Origin of the sequence: Shewanella sp. SACH (assembly GCF_001887095.2) — a bacterium.
Taxonomy (GTDB): domain Bacteria; phylum Pseudomonadota; class Gammaproteobacteria; order Enterobacterales; family Shewanellaceae; genus Shewanella; species Shewanella baltica.
This window is the reverse complement of sequence record NZ_MPDG02000001.1, coordinates 1,385,950-1,403,558: the sequence shown is the minus strand read 5'-3', so window position 1 is coordinate 1,403,558 and position 17,609 is coordinate 1,385,950. Positions and strand designations below refer to the sequence as shown.

Sequence of the window (17,609 nt, the reverse complement as noted above, 5' to 3'; positions counted from 1 at the left end):
GGCTAACCTTGAAGCTCAATTTCAGGTTAGTGTGTCGCACTCATGGGGGATTTTTAGGCGATCTTTTCTTTAGATCGCGATCGCGCACAAGTGCCGATCTTTTATCCGCCGACCTTTCGCCGCCTGATTTTATTCGCAGGGAAAAATCAGGCAAACACACTTATGTACATCTGCATAATGGCTTTAGCAAAAGTGTTATCTTTGAGTGTCATGGTGACGTCTGTTCGCCGTTTTATTAGCGAGTTTTTCTAGGCCAATGCTTCGACAAGTGTTTGATGTAGCTCAGTTGGGCTGGCAAAGTGCGCGTGGGCAGGCCACTGCGATGGCTTGTCGTTGACACCCAGATAACCCCATAGGGCAACGCCGCCTAACATGCCCGCCGCCTTCGCGGCTAACAAATCCCGCTCGGCATCCCCAAGATACAAAATGTGCTCTGGAGCGCAGTTCAGTTGCTGAGCCCCTAACAACATAGGTGCTGTGTGGGGTTTTGGGTGTTTGGTTGAATCGCCACTAATGATAACGGGCATACGTAAGTGTAAATTCAGTTTTCGCAATAAGGGACGGGTAAAGCGGGCTGGCTTGTTGGTGATCACCCCAAACGGCAGCTGCGTTAACTCGAGCCAGTCGAGTAATGCTGCAATGCCTGCGAATAGCGCACAGTGATCGCCATTAATGCGCTGATAGTGGGCGAGCAGCCCTTGCTGAACTTGAGTACGAAGATCATCCGCTGCATTGGGTATCGCCGCATCGACTAAAGCAAAACTGCCGTGGGATGCGGCGTAGCGCATGGCCGCTAACGGCTGCGCGGCGATGCCGACGTCTTGAAGACTTAAATTAAGGGCTTGCACCAGATCCGGCGCGGTATCGGCTAAGGTGCCGTCGAGGTCGAACAGTACGCCTTGGATCTGTGCCAGACTCATATTAATCAACCTTACGCGTCGCTATCATGTAATTCACATCAACTTTAGGCGTGTATTTAAAAATGCCCGTCAGCGGGTTGTAGCTGATGCCTAATGCATCGGTACAGATCAGATCGGTATTGTCCACAAGCTCAATCAATTCCGAAGGCTTAATGAATTTTTTATGCTCATGGGTGCCAACTGGCAGCATCTTCAGCAAATATTCTGCGCCGAGAATCGTGTGCACATAGGATTTAATGTTGCGGTTGATGGTGGAGAAAAACACAAAGCCACCGGGTTTAACCATGTCGCAGCAAGCCTTGATCACAGATTGTGGATCGGGCACATGCTCCAGCATTTCCATACACGTCACCACATCGTAATAGGCTTGATGATCTTGGCTGTGGGTCTCGGCGGTATTTTTTACATAATTAATGCTTACGCCGGTTTCGAGGGCATGTAGGCGGGCGACTTCTAAGGGCTCATCACCCATGTCAAGACCATCAACCTCGGCACCGATACGGGCCATGCTTTCAGATAAAATCCCGCCGCCGCAACCAACGTCGAGCACTGTCTTACCGAAAATGCCGCCGGCAGTTTGATCGATATAATTTAAGCGCAGCGGGTTTAATAGATGCAGCGGCTTAAATTCACCGTTGAGATCCCACCACGTTTCGGCCATACGTTCAAACTTTGCGATTTCCTGTGGGTCCACATTGGTATTCTGATGCATGCTATTACCTGAAGTAGCTGTATTGTGCGGCTATTATAACGACTATGTTTGATAAACAAAGTGTTCGACTGAGCTAAGCCCTTGTGGTTGAGTGAATTTTCAGCAGTTTCCTGGTTTTATGTTAATTGTTGTGCTCCGTATCGACCTTTTACTTCATCCCTTTGACGTTTTTTTCTCATCCTAAGCCGCGAATTCCAACGCTGGTTTATCGCTCAAACGACCAAATTGACAGTGTTTTCATCTATTAAGCCACCAGACTCTCAATTCGATAATGATAGGTCTGGCGACATTAAATAACTGTGTTAGAATGCCAAATCACGTTTTTGGGCTAGGCAATGATACGGATTATACGTTGTCGGCTATTTTTCAGGGGAACGAGCAGTTTATGACTGATCTGGCATCATCTATTTCGCCAATTAATATCGAAGACGAACTAAAGAATTCGTACCTTGATTACGCCATGAGCGTTATCGTGGGACGTGCATTACCAGACGTGCGCGACGGCTTAAAGCCGGTTCATCGCCGCGTTCTGTTTGCCATGAGTGAATTGAAGAACGATTGGAACAAGCCTTACAAAAAATCTGCCCGTGTGGTCGGTGACGTCATCGGTAAATATCACCCCCATGGTGACTCTGCTGTTTATGACACTATCGTCCGTATGGCCCAGCCATTCTCACTGCGTTACACCTTAGTCGACGGCCAAGGTAACTTCGGTTCGGTCGACGGTGACTCAGCGGCGGCAATGCGTTATACCGAAATCCGTATGGATAAGTTAGCGCACCAATTACTGGCCGATCTTGAAAAAGAGACAGTGGATTTCGTCCCTAACTACGACGGCACAGAACTCATTCCAGCTGTACTTCCTACACGCGTACCTAACCTGTTAATTAACGGTTCATCGGGTATTGCGGTAGGTATGGCAACCAACATCCCACCACACAACCTAACGGAAGTCGTGAAAGGCTGTTTGGCACTGATTGAAGAACCCTCACTGTCTATTGAACAGTTGATGGAATACATTCCAGGTCCGGATTTCCCTACTGCGGCAATTATCAATGGCCGTAAAGGCATTATTGATGCCTATAAAACTGGCCGTGGCCGCGCGATCATGCGTGCACTGGCGGATGTGGAAACCGAAGATAATGGCCGTGAACGCATTATCGTGACTGAAATCCCGTATCAAGTGAATAAAGCCCGTTTAATCGAGAAGATTGCCGAGCTGGTTAAAGATAAAAAGCTTGAAGGGATCAGCGGTCTACGCGACGAGTCTGATAAAGACGGTATGCGTATCGTTATCGAAATTAAGCGCGGCGAAGTGGGCGAGGTGGTATTAAACAACCTGTATGCTCAAACGCAAATGCAGTGTTCTTTCGGGATTAACATGGTGGCCCTGACCAATGGTCAGCCAAAACTGTTTAACCTGAAAGAAATGCTCGAATGCTTTATTCTGCATCGCCGTGAAGTCGTGACGCGTCGTACTGTATTCGAATTGCGTAAAGCCCGTGAGCGTGCCCATATTTTGGAAGCGCTGGCGGTTGCACTGGCTAACATCGACCCGATTATTGCGCTGATCAAAGCCTCGCCAACGCCTGCGGATGCCAAAGTTAAATTGGTTGAGCAAGGTTGGGAATTAGGCCACGTTCAAGGCATGCTGGAAAAAGCAGGCGATGACGCCGCGCGTCCTGAGTGGTTAGAGCCACAATACGGTATCCGTGACGGTCAATATTTCCTGACTGAGCAACAAGCTCAGGCGATTCTGGAACTGCGTTTACACCGTTTAACCGGTCTTGAACACGATAAGATCATCGCCGAATACGAAGAGCTGCTCGAATTTATCGCGGGTCTGCTGTTTATTCTGCGCAGTCCTGAGCGTTTGATGGAAGTCATCAAGGAAGAATTAGTTCAAATCCTTGATGAATACGGTGATGCTCGCCGTACCGTGATCAATGCTAACGAAGTCGATATGAGTCTTGAAGACTTGATCAACGAAGAAGACGTTGTGGTGACACTGTCGCACTTAGGTTATGCCAAGTATCAACCCTTGACCGATTACCAAGCCCAGCGCCGTGGTGGTAAAGGTAAAGCGGCAACTAAAGTGAAAGATGAAGATTTCGTCGAGAAGCTGTTAGTTGCCAATACCCATGACACCATTTTGTGCTTCTCTGACTTTGGTAAGATGTACTGGCTCAAAGTGTATCAATTGCCATTAGCGAGCCGTACGGCACGCGGTCGTCCAATTGTTAACTTGCTGCCGTTATCCGATGGCGAGCGCATTACTGCGATTCTGCCAGTACGTGAATACGCGGCTGACAAGTACATCATCATGGCGACCTCACACGGTACTGTGAAGAAAACCGCACTAACTGCTTATAGCAACCCACGTGCAAACGGCATTATCGCCGTTAACCTCAAAGACGGTGACCAACTGATCGGTGTCGATATCACTAACGGTGATGACGAAATCATGTTGTTCTCGAACGAAGGTAAAGTGGTTCGCTTTGGTGAGAAAGTACGTGATTCTGAAACAGGCGAAGTGAAAACCGATCCTGAAACCGGCGAAGAAGTTCTGTCGTTACGTCCTATGGGCCGTACTGCAACAGGCGTTCGTGGTATCCGTTTAGAAGAAGGTCAAAAAGTCGTGTCGCTTATCGTACCCAAAGGCGATGGCGCGATTCTGACTGTAACTGAAAACGGTTACGGTAAACGGACTCAATTGTCTGAATACCCAGCGAAGAGCCGTGCGACTAAAGGTGTGGTTTCTATCAAGGTGAGCGAACGTAACGGCGCAGTTGTTGGCGCAGTGCAAGTGGGTCTTAACGACGAACTTATGCTCATCAGTGATAAAGGCACCTTAGTGCGTACACCAGCGGGCGGCGTGTCTATCATTGGCCGTAACACGCAAGGTGTGACGATTATCCGCACCGCGGGCGACGAGAAAGTGGTTGGCCTGCAACGTATCGACGAAATCCAAAGTGATGAAGATGAAGTCGAGCTGGATGAAAACGGTTTACCGATTGTTCCTGTCATTATCGAAGGCGAATTAGCCGACGAGGCTCTTGATGAAGAGCTGGATGACGAAGAAGAGTTGGACGAAGATGAAGACGAGCTTGCTGATGATGAGCAAGACGAAGAGTAATTAAGTGTCATATTAACGAGCGTCCAATTGGACGCTCGTTTTTTTAATGGCATTGATTGTTGGTAGCATTATTCGTTTTAGAATGATTTCGTATTTATCAATACATACATCATGGTTGGGATTAAGGAGAGTGTCAGTGAGCGCGATTTATAATTTCTGTGCTGGACCTGCAATGTTACCCGCAGCGGTAATGAAAAAAGCACAACAGGAATTACTTGATTGGAATGGCCAAGGCGTTTCCGTGATGGAAATCAGCCACCGAAGTAAAGAGTTCATCGCGCTGACCGAGCAAGCCGAGTCCGATTTACGTGAACTGATGCAGATCCCTGCAAATTACCATGTGCTATTTATGCACGGCGGTGGTCGCGGACAGTTCTCTGCTGTTGTGAATAATTTTCTCGGCGAACAGGGTAAAGCCCTGTATTTAGTCAGTGGCCAATGGTCATCAGCCGCGTTAGCAGAAGCGCAGAAACTGGCGGGTGAAGCACAAATTGATAGTCTGAATATTGTTGAAAAACACAATGGACTCAATGCGGTTGTCTTACCTGACTTACATAAAATCGATTCCGATTATCGCTATGTTCACTACTGTCCAAATGAGACAGTAGATGGTATCGAAATTTTTGACGAATTAGACTCACCATGGCCAATTGTTGCCGATTTATCATCAACAATCATGTCCCGTGAAATCGACGTCAGCCGCTACGGCTTGATTTACGCCGGTGCACAAAAGAACATAGGTCCATCGGGTCTGTCGATAGTGATAGTACGCGATGACATGTTAAAACTGCCGAGTTTACCGCAGTCGTCCATCATGGACTATCGTCTAGCCGTCGAGCATGATTCTATGTTCAACACGCCACCAACCTTTGCTTGGTACCTTGCCGCTGAAGTCTTTGCTTGGCTGAAATCGACTGGCGGTATTTCGAGTATTGCGAAAATTAATCAACAAAAAGCGCAGATGTTGTATCAATGCATTGATGGTAATGCTTTTTACCGTAATGGTGTTGTTGCAGCGAACCGTTCACAAATGAACGTGACCTTCCAGTTAGTCAACGAAGCGCTCGATGGTGAGTTCTTAAAGCAAGCGCAAATTGCCGGACTCGTGGCCCTCAAGGGTCATCGCATTGTCGGCGGCATGCGCGCTAGCCTTTACAATGCGATGCCACTCGATGGCATAGTTGCCTTGGTCAAGTTTATGAACGAGTTTGCGGCTAAACATAGCTAGGCTTAGCTATCTATATAGTCACTCACTAGCTTGCGGCGCTTAGCGCCTAGGTTTTGCTGCCTGCAGATAAACGTGATGTTTATTGAATGTTTATCATCAGCTAGCCATTCCAAGTTAGCTATCCAAAGTTAGACATCCCAAAAGCGAATGCTCAAATGCATTCGCTTTTTTGTTGGCTGTAATTTATCGATTATTGGCGTTAAGCAAGATGACCTAGGGAAGAACCTTATATTAAAGATAACTTGGATTAGACATGGCTTGAATTAGAGAGAGCAGTGAGCAAGCCTGTGAGCTGGCGCGCATTACTGGGGAATATTCTCAGCAATATATTTGGTCAGTTGCATGCTATTGTTTATCATGCTTAAAAGTACGCGTTTGAGTGTGCATAGAAGATAAATCAATAGGATGTCACTGATGGATTTGGCCAAGCTTTCGCGCATTAGTATGAAGCATTTGATCACTTTACATGTGATGCTCGATACCCTGAGCGTAACCGCCAGCGCCGAACGTTTATGTCTTAGCCCCTCATCCGTCAGTAAAACCTTAAGCCAGCTCAGGGACAGTTTGAACGATGAACTATTTTATCGTAACGGTAACTCACTGGTCGCAACCCCATTGGCAAGACGATTAGGCCCAAGCGTGCAGCAAATGATCAATGATATGAATCAGATCATGAGTCAAGATGCGTTTAATCCAGCACATTTTGAGGGGCGTTTCTCGCTTGCGATGCGCGAAAGTACCTTTGAACTGCTGGCCGCCAAATTAAGTGCCCATATTCTCAATTTGGCCCCCCATATCCATCTCGATATTTATAGCAAAGACAATATTGGTTTTGATGGACTCATCAAAGGCTCGTTAGATTTTGTGCTGTTACCCCACGATCTGAGTCAACCTAATCCTCTTCAAGACGATCTGGTGTGGGAAACCTTGTTCAGCGATGAAATGGTCTGTCTGATGAATTCGTCCCATCCCTTGGCTAAACAGCCGCAGATCAGCTTCGATGATTACCTAAGTTACCGCCATATTGGCATTACCGATACGGATCTGAGTACGCCATTTTTTGATATTTTGCTCGCCCAGCAATCTAAAAAACGTGCTGTACCCATTTCGGTCCCTGATTTTGGCAGCGCGGCGTTAATGTGCCACCACAGTGAATTGCTTTTTACTTGTTCGCGCCGCTGGGCATCCATAGCCAGCCAGGCTAAAGGATTAACCGTTAAATCCTTACCCATAGAATATGGCAAAGTGGCTTACAGTCTCGTTTGGCATCGACAAAGCATGAAGGATCCCGCGCTGCGCTGGCTTTACGAGCAAATTTTGCTTTGCAGTCGTTAAATATAGCAAGAGGGCAAGATAAGATTTGTAACGCCTCGCTTTGCAAGCTTTGCGGCCAAGCGTTCAATATCGGTTTGTGTACAGCTTGGCCACGTTAACGCGTCGTCGACAACGCCATGGTGGTGAAAGGCGTTTAATTTAACCCGTGTATCCGCACCTAGCTGAAGCAAATAGGTCGCCAGCGCTTCTATTTCCTGTTCATAATCCGTGATGCTCGGAATGTGCAGCAATCTCACTTCATACAGTTTTTGCTGTTGAGCCAATAGCTGAATGGATTTGAACACGGCATGGTTGTCGCGACCAGTAATGTACCTATGGGTATCTTGCTGCCACGCTTTAAGATCCACCATAGCGCCATCTAAAAAGGGCAGCAGTTTATGCCAACCGGTTAGATTCAAGCTGCCATTAGTGTCGAGCATGCAAGTTAAGTGTGATAACGACCCTGTCGCCTTAATTGCTTGAAACAACGCAAGAATAAATGGCAGTTGCAGACTCGCTTCGCCGCCGCTCACGGTAATGCCATTAATAAAGTGACGCTGACTGTGCAGAATCACCAGTATCTCCTCGACTTTGTAATGCGTGACCTTAGGGCTCGCTTGTTTCGGACACACGGCAAGGCAGGTATCACATTGGCTACAACGCTCACTATCCCAGCGAATGCGAGGCTTATTATTGAGGTTTATCAATGTCAGCGCATTGTCTGGGCAGGTAGCGATACAATCGCCACAGGCATCGCACACCCCTATGGTATGTGGGTTATGACAGCTTTTGCATTGGTAGTTGCAGCCCTGCAGGAATAACACGAGCCTGCTGCCAGGCCCGTCAACGCAGGAAAAGGGCAATAGCTGACTGACCATTACTTGCCTATTCAGAGACACAAGGGGAGTGTTCATGGGCGATGACTCTTGCTTGGCGTTGTAATATCCCCGTATTAACCGCCGCTTCTGCGGCTAAGCCTGTGGTATTGAGGCGTGAGCCACATTGCTTAAATGCTTCAATGTCCGAGCGTTTTACCATATAGCCGGTCACGCGCATTAAATCGTTAGAGGCGACATTGGCGGTAAATTCCCTAAAACCTAACTCAAGCGCCGCTTTACACAGTTGGAACATGGCTTGTGGATTGGATTTTACGGTTTCATCAATAGTCAAAATATCGCTAATCCCCGCCGTATAATACTGATGATGTTGGGCTAAGGCTTGAATGTGAGCGATGGGATTAGGTTCAGTACCATAGGGAATGCGAACGCCTGGAGTAACGTCTTTGTCGATACTGATGCCGCCCTGTGAATGCAGCAGTGCTCGCCCATGGTAACCATGCGCGACGGGTGTGGATTTCACTATGGCATCGAGCGTGGCAGAAATACGATAGCCCAGCTGATTTGCATCCGTTTCATGGCCATATCTAGCGTGTTTAGCTGGCTTAACTTCTCCACTGGCTGTTAATGATTGCAGAATATTCACCGCTTCCGCCATGCCGTAAATGCCAAACATAGGCGCAAAACGCGACTCATCAATCAATTGTTCTTTAACTAAAAAGCTGTCAAAGAAGTGTGATTCTTGATGCAAAAATGCCGAGCGCGCTTCAATTAGCTCGAAGGTGAGTGAGCAGTAATTTGGTAAGACAGCATCAAAAAAATCACTGATTGAATCGGCCTTTAACGCGACCTCTTTAAGATTGAGTCGAACCAAGGTATTGGCGCCGCCCGCTAACGGCAAGGCATTGTAGCAACTGACAATACCAAAACCGCGTGAATCAAAGGCACTGGCGTGCAGTGGGTAATTCGCGATATGCGGCTTACTGCATTGACAAATATTGGTGGTGGCGAGCAGCAACAATTCATCCGGCGTGATGGCTGGGTCGTACATAAAAGTCAAATTGGGGGCAACTTGTTTTAATTCGGCATCAATGCGCAGTAGAGTGCGGCAAACGATGTTATCCGTTGGACCAATGTTGACGTGCATAAAGGCGTCAGGTAACGTCCTGTCAAGCATGATCCAGAACAATTTAAGTTTACGATAAAGTACTTCAGCATCCATTCCTTCGGTGAAAGGCATTAATATTTCATCCAGCTGACCTAGATACACTGGAATGTTAGTCACCGATGGCACGTGGTGATAAAGGATGGTTAAAGCATTGAGGGCTTCATCTAAATCCTGCGCCGGTGAAAGCTCTAAATATTCTGAACCTTGCTTTAGATAGCGGGCATAATCTGGCAACACATAGCGCGGTTTAAAAGGCGCATGGCCTTCAAACATATCGCAGATAATGCCGTCATTTATCGCGGCTTTTACCTCAGTCGATATCGGCATATAGGACAAGCTCGCCTCTGCCTCCAACGCTAAATAGTTGGATTTTTGCTTAGGTGAAAGCTGCGGATTGATGACGATTTGCACTAATTTATCTTGTAATAACATGGCGTAATATCCACAAGTTCTATAATGACCACTAATCTACTGGGCTGGTCTGGCTTTAAAAAGTGAAAATAGCCGCAGCCCTGATTGATGAAATGGAAATCCGCCGACCGAGATCACAACTGGCGATTTATTGCATTAAACGACTGTGTTTTAAAACGCGAGAAAGTAGTTTTTACGATTAAAAATAAAGCTTGAACAGTGAGTCGTGGCGTAGCTTGATAAGGTTTTGGGGATTTAGAACCAAAGGGAGGTTTGTTAACGCTGATGCAGTGGCATGATTGAAAAGCGTAACGCTTGTAAGGGGTAAATAAACTCTGCTGCATCCTGAATCGTAGCAATACAGCAGAGTAAGCTGTGCAGATAAACTCAGTCGTGCTTAAAGCACTTTGGCGATCGATTGGGCTAAGTAATCGACGTTATCTTCACTGATCCCAGCAATACTGATGCGGCTTGAACCCACCATATAAATGCTGAATTCTTTTTGCAGGCGCGCCACTTGCTCTGGATTCACCCCGAGGAAGGAGAACATGCCTTTTTGGCGGGCGATAAAGCTAAAGTCACGGTCTACGCCATTGGCTTTAAGTTTATCCACTAAAATGGCGCGGTTGCCGTTAATGCGATCGCGCATTACTTTCAGTTCATCTAGCCATTCTTGGGTCAATTCTGCCGATCCTAAAATCGTCTCAACAATCGCAGCGCCGTGGGCAGGCGGCATTGAATAGAGGCAGCGAACCACATAAAGCAGCACAGACTGCGCGACATTGGCGGTATGGGCATCTCTGGCAATCACAGAGCATGAACCGATACGCTCACGGTACAAACCGAAGTTTTTCGAGCATGAGCTGCAAAGGATCATATTATCGACCGCTGCCGCCATTTGACGCACGCCGTAGGCATCAATATCAACGCCATCACCAAAGCCTTGGTATGCCATGTCAATCAGTGGGGTAAAGCCTTGCTCTTTTGTCAGGGCAACCACTTTATCCCATTGTTCTGTGGTTAAATCCATTCCGCTCGGGTTATGGCAACAGGCGTGGAATAACACCACATCATCAGGACTCACTTGCGATAGGGCAGCAAGCATCTCATCAAATTTCAATGATTTGCTATCGTAGTCATAATACGGATAGGTTTTAACGGTAATGCCAGCCGCTTCGAACAAACCGACATGGTTAGCCCAAGTTGGGTCGCTTACCCATAACACCGCATTCGGGTTGCAGCGTTTGATAAAGTCGCCAGCCACGCGCAGTGCACCAGTACCACCGGGTGTCGATACCGTGCGGATACGGTTAGCTATGATGGCACTGTGGCCAGCACCAAAGGCTAATTCTGTCATTAAAGTGTTGAATTGTGGCGAGCCGGTAGGACCGATATACACTTTGGTGGTTTCGGTATCGAGACGGAATTTCTCGGCTTTTTTCACGCAGTTAAGGATCGGGGTTACGCCTGTAGGGTCTTTATAAACGCCCACACCTAAATCAACTTTTTGTGGGCGGGTGTCTTCGCGGTACTGAGTCAACAAGCCAAGGATGGGATCTGCTGGCATTGCGATGAGTGAGTTAAACATAGCTCCATCTACCTTTCTGGTTATAGTGCAAACGTGATTGTTTGTATCAGATATGCGTTATTTATCGTTTGGGGCTTAGAATAGCGCGGAAAGGTAAAGTATTTAAAGTGAAAACTGTGATTACACGCCAGTTATCTTGGCAAAAAAGCCTGCCAAAAATACGGTTAAATCATAAATTAACCGCTTAAATTTTGCGTTTTTGTTATTTTTACACTGAACTCAGTAAATAATCTGACCAAAAAGCCATTTTTCTCGAAAAAACGGTTGAATCCTTAGCGACAATCGGTAATTTTATAACGACGAAGCACCAACAAGGCCCCAATCTCCTTTTATTTGTAATCTTAACTTGACGCTGTGTAGCGTGAAGTTGCCATTTTGCGTATTCAGCCCGCGTGATCGTGATGATGACGCCCTATAGAGAAAGAAGATTTATTCATGAAGCAATTACGTCTTGAACCTGTTGTGCAAGTCCGCGGTGAGATCAATATTCCGGGCTCAAAAAGTATTTCTAATCGTGCCTTATTATTGGCCACCTTAGCCCAAGGCACGACCACGCTCACCAACCTGCTCGACTCAGATGATATTCGCCACATGCTGGCCTCCCTCAAGCAGTTAGGGGTGAACTACCGTTTATCGCAAAACAATACTGTGTGTGAACTCGATGGCTTAGGCGGTGTGATTTCCTCAGAATCCGCGCAGGAATTGTTTTTAGGCAATGCGGGCACAGCAATGCGCCCCTTGTGCGCAGCCTTAACCTTAGGCCAAGGCGAATTTACCCTAACAGGCGAGCCGCGCATGGAAGAGCGCCCGATTGGCGACTTAGTCGATGCCTTAAGGCAACTCGGTGCCAATGTCGTTTATCTTAAAAATGATGGTTTCCCACCGCTGACGATTAGTGCAACGGGTCTTAATGGCGGCGATGTTGAGATTGCGGGCGATTTATCGAGCCAATTTTTAACCGCCTTATTGATGGTGGCGCCGCTTGCAAAGGGCAGCGTGAATATCCATGTCAAAGGCGAGTTAGTTTCTAAGCCGTATATTGATATTACACTGTCCCTGATGGCGCAATTTGGCGTAACTGTCATCAACCATGACTATGCCCGATTTGAGATCCTTGCCGGTCAGCAGTACGTGTCGCCGGGTAAAGTGCTGGTCGAAGGTGATGCGTCATCGGCATCGTATTTCCTCGCCGCAGGGGCGATTAAGGGCGGTGAAGTCAAAGTCACGGGTGTGGGCCGTTTAAGTATTCAAGGCGATGTGAAATTTGCCGATGTGCTTGAAAAAATGGGCGCAGATATCGAGTGGGGCGATGACTATATTATTGCCCGTGGCTCTCAGTTAACGGCCGTTGATTTAGACATGAACCACATTCCCGATGCGGCCATGACCATTGCTACCGCAGCGTTATTTGCTAAAGGCACTACGGTTATTCGCAATATCTATAACTGGCGTATTAAAGAGACCGACCGCTTAGCGGCCATGGCGACGGAATTACGTAAAGTCGGCGCCGAGGTTGAAGAGGGTAACGATTACATTAAAATCACCCCGCCTGCGGTGATTAACACCGCAGAAATTGATACCTACAATGATCACCGTATGGCCATGTGTTTTTCTATGCTGGCATTTGCCGATTGCGGTATTACCATCAATGATCCTGATTGCACTTCTAAAACATTCCCAGACTACTTTAAGCAGTTTGCGAGTCTGCAAGGCTAAGCCAATCTGCTTCGTCATTGTTACAACTATTGATGTCAAGAATAGTCAGCCGTATTTGCGCGGCTGCTAATCTTCATAAAAAATCCACGGATTTTGTTTGTCTTTTGTTGTACAATGCTGCGCGCTCATTTTCGGGGGCTCACTTGATGAACTCACGGATGATGGTTATTTTTTGCGGAGGAATGTATGTCTGAACGGGCTCCTGTAGTCACAATCGACGGCCCAAGTGGTGCTGGCAAAGGTACAATTAGTCAATTATTGGCTCAGCATCTAGGTTGGCAACTACTTGATAGTGGTGCTATTTACCGAGTTCTTGCGCTCGCAGCAATTCATCATAACGTTGAACTGGAAAATGAAGAATCGATCACGCTGTTAGCGGCACATCTCGATGTGAAGTTTTTAACAGGCAATGATACCGATCCGGTTCAAGTGATATTGGAAGGTGAAGACGTCACCACCGACATTCGCACTCAAGAGTGCTCAAATGCCGCTTCAAAAGTCGCCGCGTTTCCACGGGTGAGAGAAGCGTTATTACGTCGTCAACGGGCCTTTAAAACGGCGCCAGGATTAATTGCCGATGGTCGCGACATGGGAACTGTGGTTTTCCCAAGTGCGCCGGCAAAATTATATTTAACCGCCTCAGCTGAAGAGCGTGCCCAAAGACGCTATAATCAGTTGCAGGACAAGGGCTTCGATGTTAATATCGAGCGCCTTTTAAGTGAAATTATCGAACGTGATGACCGCGATATGAATCGTCCGGTGGCTCCTTTAGTCCCCGCCGAGGACGCGCTCATTATCGATACAAGCGGAAAGGGTATTGATGAAGTGTTAGCGCTTGCGCTTAACTTTATCAACCAAAAATTATCCGACACTAACTAAGTTAGCCCACCGGATAGGTATTCGTATTAAGGATGATACGGATAATTTGACTGACTCCACGTCTAGGACGGACAGTGGTTTAATAAAGAAAGTAACCTAAACATGACTGAATCTTTTGCTGATCTATTTGAACAATCCCTTCAAACTCTGGAATTCCGTCCAGGTTCTATCGTTCGTGGTACTGTTGTATCAATCAAAAACGGTATGGTACTGGTTGACGCGGGTCTGAAGTCTGAAAGCCCAATCCCAGCTGAACAATTCAAAAACGCTCAAGGTGTTTTAGAAATCGCTGTTGGTGATGAAGTTGACGTAGCTCTTGACTCTGTTGAAGACGGCTTCGGTGAGACTCAACTGTCTCGCGAAAAAGCGAAACGTCATGAAGCTTGGATCGTTCTGGAAAAAGCTTATGAAGATGCTGAAACTGTAATCGGTATCATCAATGGTAAAGTTAAAGGCGGTTTCACTGTTGAATTAAACGGTATCCGTGCCTTCTTACCAGGTTCTCTAGTTGACGTGCGCCCAGTTCGCGACACCGCTCACTTAGAGTACAAAGAATTAGAATTCAAAGTTATCAAGCTAGACCAGAAGCGTAACAACGTTGTTGTTTCTCGTCGTGCAGTTATCGAATCAGAAAGCAGCGCTGAGCGTGATGCACTGTTAGAAAACCTGCAAGAAGGTCAAGCAGTTAAGGGTATCGTTAAGAACCTGACTGACTACGGTGCATTCGTAGATTTAGGTGGTGTTGACGGTCTGCTACATATCACAGATATGGCGTGGAAACGTGTTAAACATCCATCAGAAATCGTCAATGTTGGCGATGAAATCAACGTTAAAGTACTGAAGTACGATCGTGAGCGCACTCGTGTGTCTCTAGGTCTGAAACAACTTGGCGAAGATCCATGGTTAGAAATCAGCAAACGCTACCCAGAAAACACACGTTTAACTGGTCGCGTTACTAACCTAACTGACTACGGTTGCTTCGTAGAAATCGAAGAAGGCGTTGAAGGTCTGGTTCACGTTTCTGAAATGGATTGGACTAACAAGAACATTCACCCATCTAAAGTTGTTAACTTAGGTGATGAAGTTGAAGTTCTGGTTCTGGACATCGATGAAGAGCGTCGTCGTATTTCTCTTGGTCTGAAACAATGTAAGACCAATCCATGGGATGACTTCGCAACTCGTTACAACAAAGGCGACAAGGTTTCTGGTAAGATCAAGTCAATTACTGACTTCGGTATCTTTATCGGTCTTGACGGCGGTATCGATGGTCTAGTTCACCTGTCTGACATTTCTTGGAACGGTACTGGCGAAGACGCAGTTTCTGAATACAAGAAAGGCGATGAAATCCATGCAGTGGTTCTGTCTGTAGATCCAGAGCGTGAGCGCATCAGCTTAGGTGTTAAGCAAACTGAAGATGATCCATTCAACGCATACTTGGCTGACAAGAAGAAAGGTACTATCGTAAACGGTACTGTTTCTGCTGTTGATGCTAAAGGTGTGACTGTTGAACTGGCTGACACTGTTGAAGGTTACATCCGTGTAGCTGACATTTCACGTGAGCGTATCGAAGATGCATCTACTGTCTATAATGTAGGTGATGCAATCGAAGCTAAGTTCATGGGTGTTGACCGTAAGAACCGCTCTATCAGCCTGTCAATCAAAGCGAAAGACGAAGCTGAAGAGAAAGAAGTAATGGCGACTCTGAACAAACAAGATGACGCTGTTATTAGCAATGCAATGGCTGAAGCGTTTAAAGCAGCTCGTAAATAATCGCCTGTTGTTTGGGGAGACTTCTCTCCCCATTAGGCGACTGTGTTTGGCTTGATAATAGGGGATAGCTAGGATGACGAAATCTGAACTTATCGAAAAACTCGCCACCAGGCAGTCGCAGCTGTCGGCGAAAGAGGTTGAAGGCGCAATCAAAGAAATGTTGGAGCAAATGGCAACAACATTAGAAAGCGGTGATCGTATTGAGATCCGTGGCTTTGGTAGTTTCTCGCTTCACTATCGTGCACCGCGGACTGGCCGTAATCCAAAGACTGGTTCATCAGTCGATTTGGAAGGTAAATACGTCCCGCACTTTAAGCCAGGCAAAGAACTGCGCGAGCGTGTTGACGCCGTTAATGTGTGATTGACCGCATAGTAAAAAGCCTCCGTTAGGAGGCTTTTTTGTATCTATTGCAAGGCAATGCTGGTCAGCTCAGTGAATTTCTTGGATAATCATTAAATTGAAACGCGTTTAGGGAGTGCAGCGTGAAATCATTTGTAGCAACTGTGCTTGTGGCACTGTTATTTATTCTGGCGTTGATCTTTGGCGCGCGTAACGAACAAGTGGTGACCATCAGCTATTTTGTCGCACAGGGTGAATATCGTTTACCTGTTGTGCTAGCGATCGTCTTTTTTGCTGGTTTCATCTTGAGCTGGTTAGTTGCAAGCTACTATATCGTGCGCTTGAAATTGAGCTTAGCGACAACGAGAAAGAAACTAAACCAAGTGATGGCTAAAGCCCCTCAGGATGTAGACGCCTAATATGCTTGAGATACTCTTTCTGTTGCTTCCCATTGCTGCCGCCTACGGTTGGTATATGGGGCGACGGAGCATAAGGCAGAATCAAAGCAATCAACGTAAACAATTGAGCCGGGACTACTTTACTGGCCTCAATTTCTTACTGTCGAACGAATCGGATAAAGCCGTTGATTTGTTTATCAGTATGCTAGATGTTGACGATGAAACCATAGATACCCATCTGTCACTCGGTTCGCTTTTTCGTAAGCGAGGCGAGGTCGACCGCTCCATTCGTATCCATCAGAATTTAATTGCCCGTCCAAACCTAGCCAATGAACAACGTGACATCGCTATGATGGAGCTGGGTAAAGATTATCTGGCCGCAGGATTTTACGATAGGGCCGAAGAGATCTTTATCAACTTGGTTAGCCAAGACGATCACAGTGAAGAATCTGAAACTCAGCTGATTGCTATCTATCAAGTGATTAAAGAGTGGCAAAAAGCCATTGATATCACTAAGCGTCTAAGTCGTAAACGTCAGCAAGTCTTAAAGCCGTTAACGGCGCATTTCTATTGCCAGTTAGCCGATGAAGCCAGCGACGATGCACAGAAGATTAAACTGCTGCAACAGGCGCTGAAGCAAGATCCCCAATGCGGCCGAGCGTTATTGACCTTAGCGAAAAAATACCTCGATATTCAAGATTATGCCCAGTGCAAGCAAATGCTGCTGCAACTGAAAAAAGCCGATATCGAGCTTTTTGCCGATGCAATCCCTACGGCCAAACAAGTTTATCGCGACACACAAGACAAAGAAGGCTTCCAAGAGTTACTGGCGGGCGCCATGGCCGATGGCGCGGGTGCTTCTGTAGTTGTCGCCTTAGCGCAGCACATGATAAGTCTGGATGAGATTAAAGCGGCAGAGACCATGGTGCTCGATGCCCTATATCGGCATCCGACCATGAAAGGTTTTCAGCACTTGATGCAAATGCATTTGCGTCAAGCAGAGGAAGGGCAAGCCAAGCAAAGTTTAACTATGCTAGAGCAGCTCGTTGAGCAACAAATTAAATTCCGTCCAAGCTACCGTTGTAAAGAGTGTGGTTTCCCTTCCCATGCACTTTACTGGCATTGTCCTTCCTGTAAAAACTGGGGCAGTATCAAGCGGATCAGAGGCTTAGACGGCGAGTAAATAAGATAAT

Annotated in this window: 13 protein-coding genes and 1 pseudogene; 9 read left to right on the top strand and 5 right to left on the bottom strand. The window is 46.7% G+C overall.

Annotated elements, in window-relative coordinates; all coding sequences use genetic code 11:
• Positions 1 to 248 precede the first annotated feature (248 nt).
• Together BM607_RS06100 and ubiG are read right to left on the bottom strand one after the other, a co-directional pair.
• A complete protein-coding gene (locus BM607_RS06100) occupies positions 249 to 920 on the bottom strand; it encodes an HAD-IA family hydrolase (RefSeq protein WP_071939462.1) in 672 nt (223 codons plus the stop codon).
• A 1-nt stretch (position 921) separates the two neighbouring features.
• Positions 922 to 1,632: a bifunctional 2-polyprenyl-6-hydroxyphenol methylase/3-demethylubiquinol 3-O-methyltransferase UbiG gene (gene ubiG / locus BM607_RS06095; protein WP_071939463.1), complete on the bottom strand. Its 711-nt coding sequence runs from the start codon at positions 1,630 to 1,632 to the stop codon at positions 922 to 924.
• A gap of 385 nt (positions 1,633 to 2,017) precedes the next feature.
• Between ubiG and gyrA the strand changes: the two genes are divergently transcribed.
• From gyrA to BM607_RS06080, 3 genes are all read left to right on the top strand, one after another.
• The gene (gyrA, locus tag BM607_RS06090; protein WP_006086767.1) at positions 2,018 to 4,768 is read left to right on the top strand and encodes a DNA gyrase subunit A; all 2,751 of its coding nucleotides are present in this window, start codon (positions 2,018 to 2,020) and stop codon (positions 4,766 to 4,768) included.
• 136 nt (positions 4,769 to 4,904) lie between these two features.
• The gene (serC, locus tag BM607_RS06085; protein WP_071939464.1) at positions 4,905 to 5,996 is read left to right on the top strand and encodes a 3-phosphoserine/phosphohydroxythreonine transaminase; all 1,092 of its coding nucleotides are present in this window, start codon (positions 4,905 to 4,907) and stop codon (positions 5,994 to 5,996) included.
• A 414-nt stretch (positions 5,997 to 6,410) separates the two neighbouring features.
• Positions 6,411 to 7,331, top strand: a complete 921-nt coding sequence (locus BM607_RS06080) for a LysR family transcriptional regulator (RefSeq protein WP_006081725.1) — start codon at positions 6,411 to 6,413, stop codon at positions 7,329 to 7,331.
• Here BM607_RS06080 and BM607_RS06075 read toward each other — a convergent pair.
• The 3 genes from BM607_RS06075 to BM607_RS06065 form a co-directional block, all read right to left on the bottom strand.
• On the bottom strand, positions 7,328 to 8,224 hold the full coding sequence (locus BM607_RS06075; RefSeq protein ID WP_170927450.1) for a YjjW family glycine radical enzyme activase: 897 nt from the start codon (positions 8,222 to 8,224) through the stop codon (positions 7,328 to 7,330). The two genes, BM607_RS06080 and BM607_RS06075, sit on opposite strands and share 4 nt — an antisense overlap.
• Positions 8,196 to 9,746: a YjjI family glycine radical enzyme gene (locus BM607_RS06070; protein ID WP_071939466.1), complete on the bottom strand. Its 1,551-nt coding sequence runs from the start codon at positions 9,744 to 9,746 to the stop codon at positions 8,196 to 8,198. Before BM607_RS06070 ends, BM607_RS06075 begins: the two co-directional genes overlap by 29 nt.
• A gap of 376 nt (positions 9,747 to 10,122) precedes the next feature.
• Complete coding sequence (locus BM607_RS06065) at positions 10,123 to 11,313, bottom strand: amino acid aminotransferase (RefSeq protein ID WP_071939467.1); 1,191 nt, start codon at positions 11,311 to 11,313, stop codon at positions 10,123 to 10,125.
• A 435-nt stretch (positions 11,314 to 11,748) separates the two neighbouring features.
• On the opposite strand from BM607_RS06065, the gene aroA reads away from it, so the two are divergent.
• From aroA to lapB, 6 genes and pseudogenes are all read left to right on the top strand, one after another.
• Positions 11,749 to 13,029: a 3-phosphoshikimate 1-carboxyvinyltransferase gene (aroA, locus tag BM607_RS06060; protein WP_087486482.1), complete on the top strand. Its 1,281-nt coding sequence runs from the start codon at positions 11,749 to 11,751 to the stop codon at positions 13,027 to 13,029.
• 186 nt (positions 13,030 to 13,215) lie between these two features.
• Complete coding sequence (gene cmk / locus BM607_RS06055) at positions 13,216 to 13,908, top strand: (d)CMP kinase (RefSeq protein WP_006081720.1); 693 nt, start codon at positions 13,216 to 13,218, stop codon at positions 13,906 to 13,908.
• Positions 13,909 to 14,007: 99 nt separating this feature from the next.
• A pseudogene (rpsA, locus tag BM607_RS06050) lies at positions 14,008 to 15,678 on the top strand (30S ribosomal protein S1); the annotation flags it as partial.
• Positions 15,679 to 15,751: 73 nt separating this feature from the next.
• Positions 15,752 to 16,039: an integration host factor subunit beta gene (gene ihfB / locus BM607_RS06045; protein WP_006081718.1), complete on the top strand. Its 288-nt coding sequence runs from the start codon at positions 15,752 to 15,754 to the stop codon at positions 16,037 to 16,039.
• 122 nt (positions 16,040 to 16,161) lie between these two features.
• On the top strand, positions 16,162 to 16,437 hold the full coding sequence (locus BM607_RS06040) for a lipopolysaccharide assembly protein LapA domain-containing protein (RefSeq protein WP_006081717.1): 276 nt from the start codon (positions 16,162 to 16,164) through the stop codon (positions 16,435 to 16,437).
• Position 16,438: 1 nt separating this feature from the next.
• On the top strand, positions 16,439 to 17,599 hold the full coding sequence (gene lapB / locus BM607_RS06035) for a lipopolysaccharide assembly protein LapB (protein ID WP_006086760.1): 1,161 nt from the start codon (positions 16,439 to 16,441) through the stop codon (positions 17,597 to 17,599).
• Positions 17,600 to 17,609 lie beyond the last annotated feature (10 nt).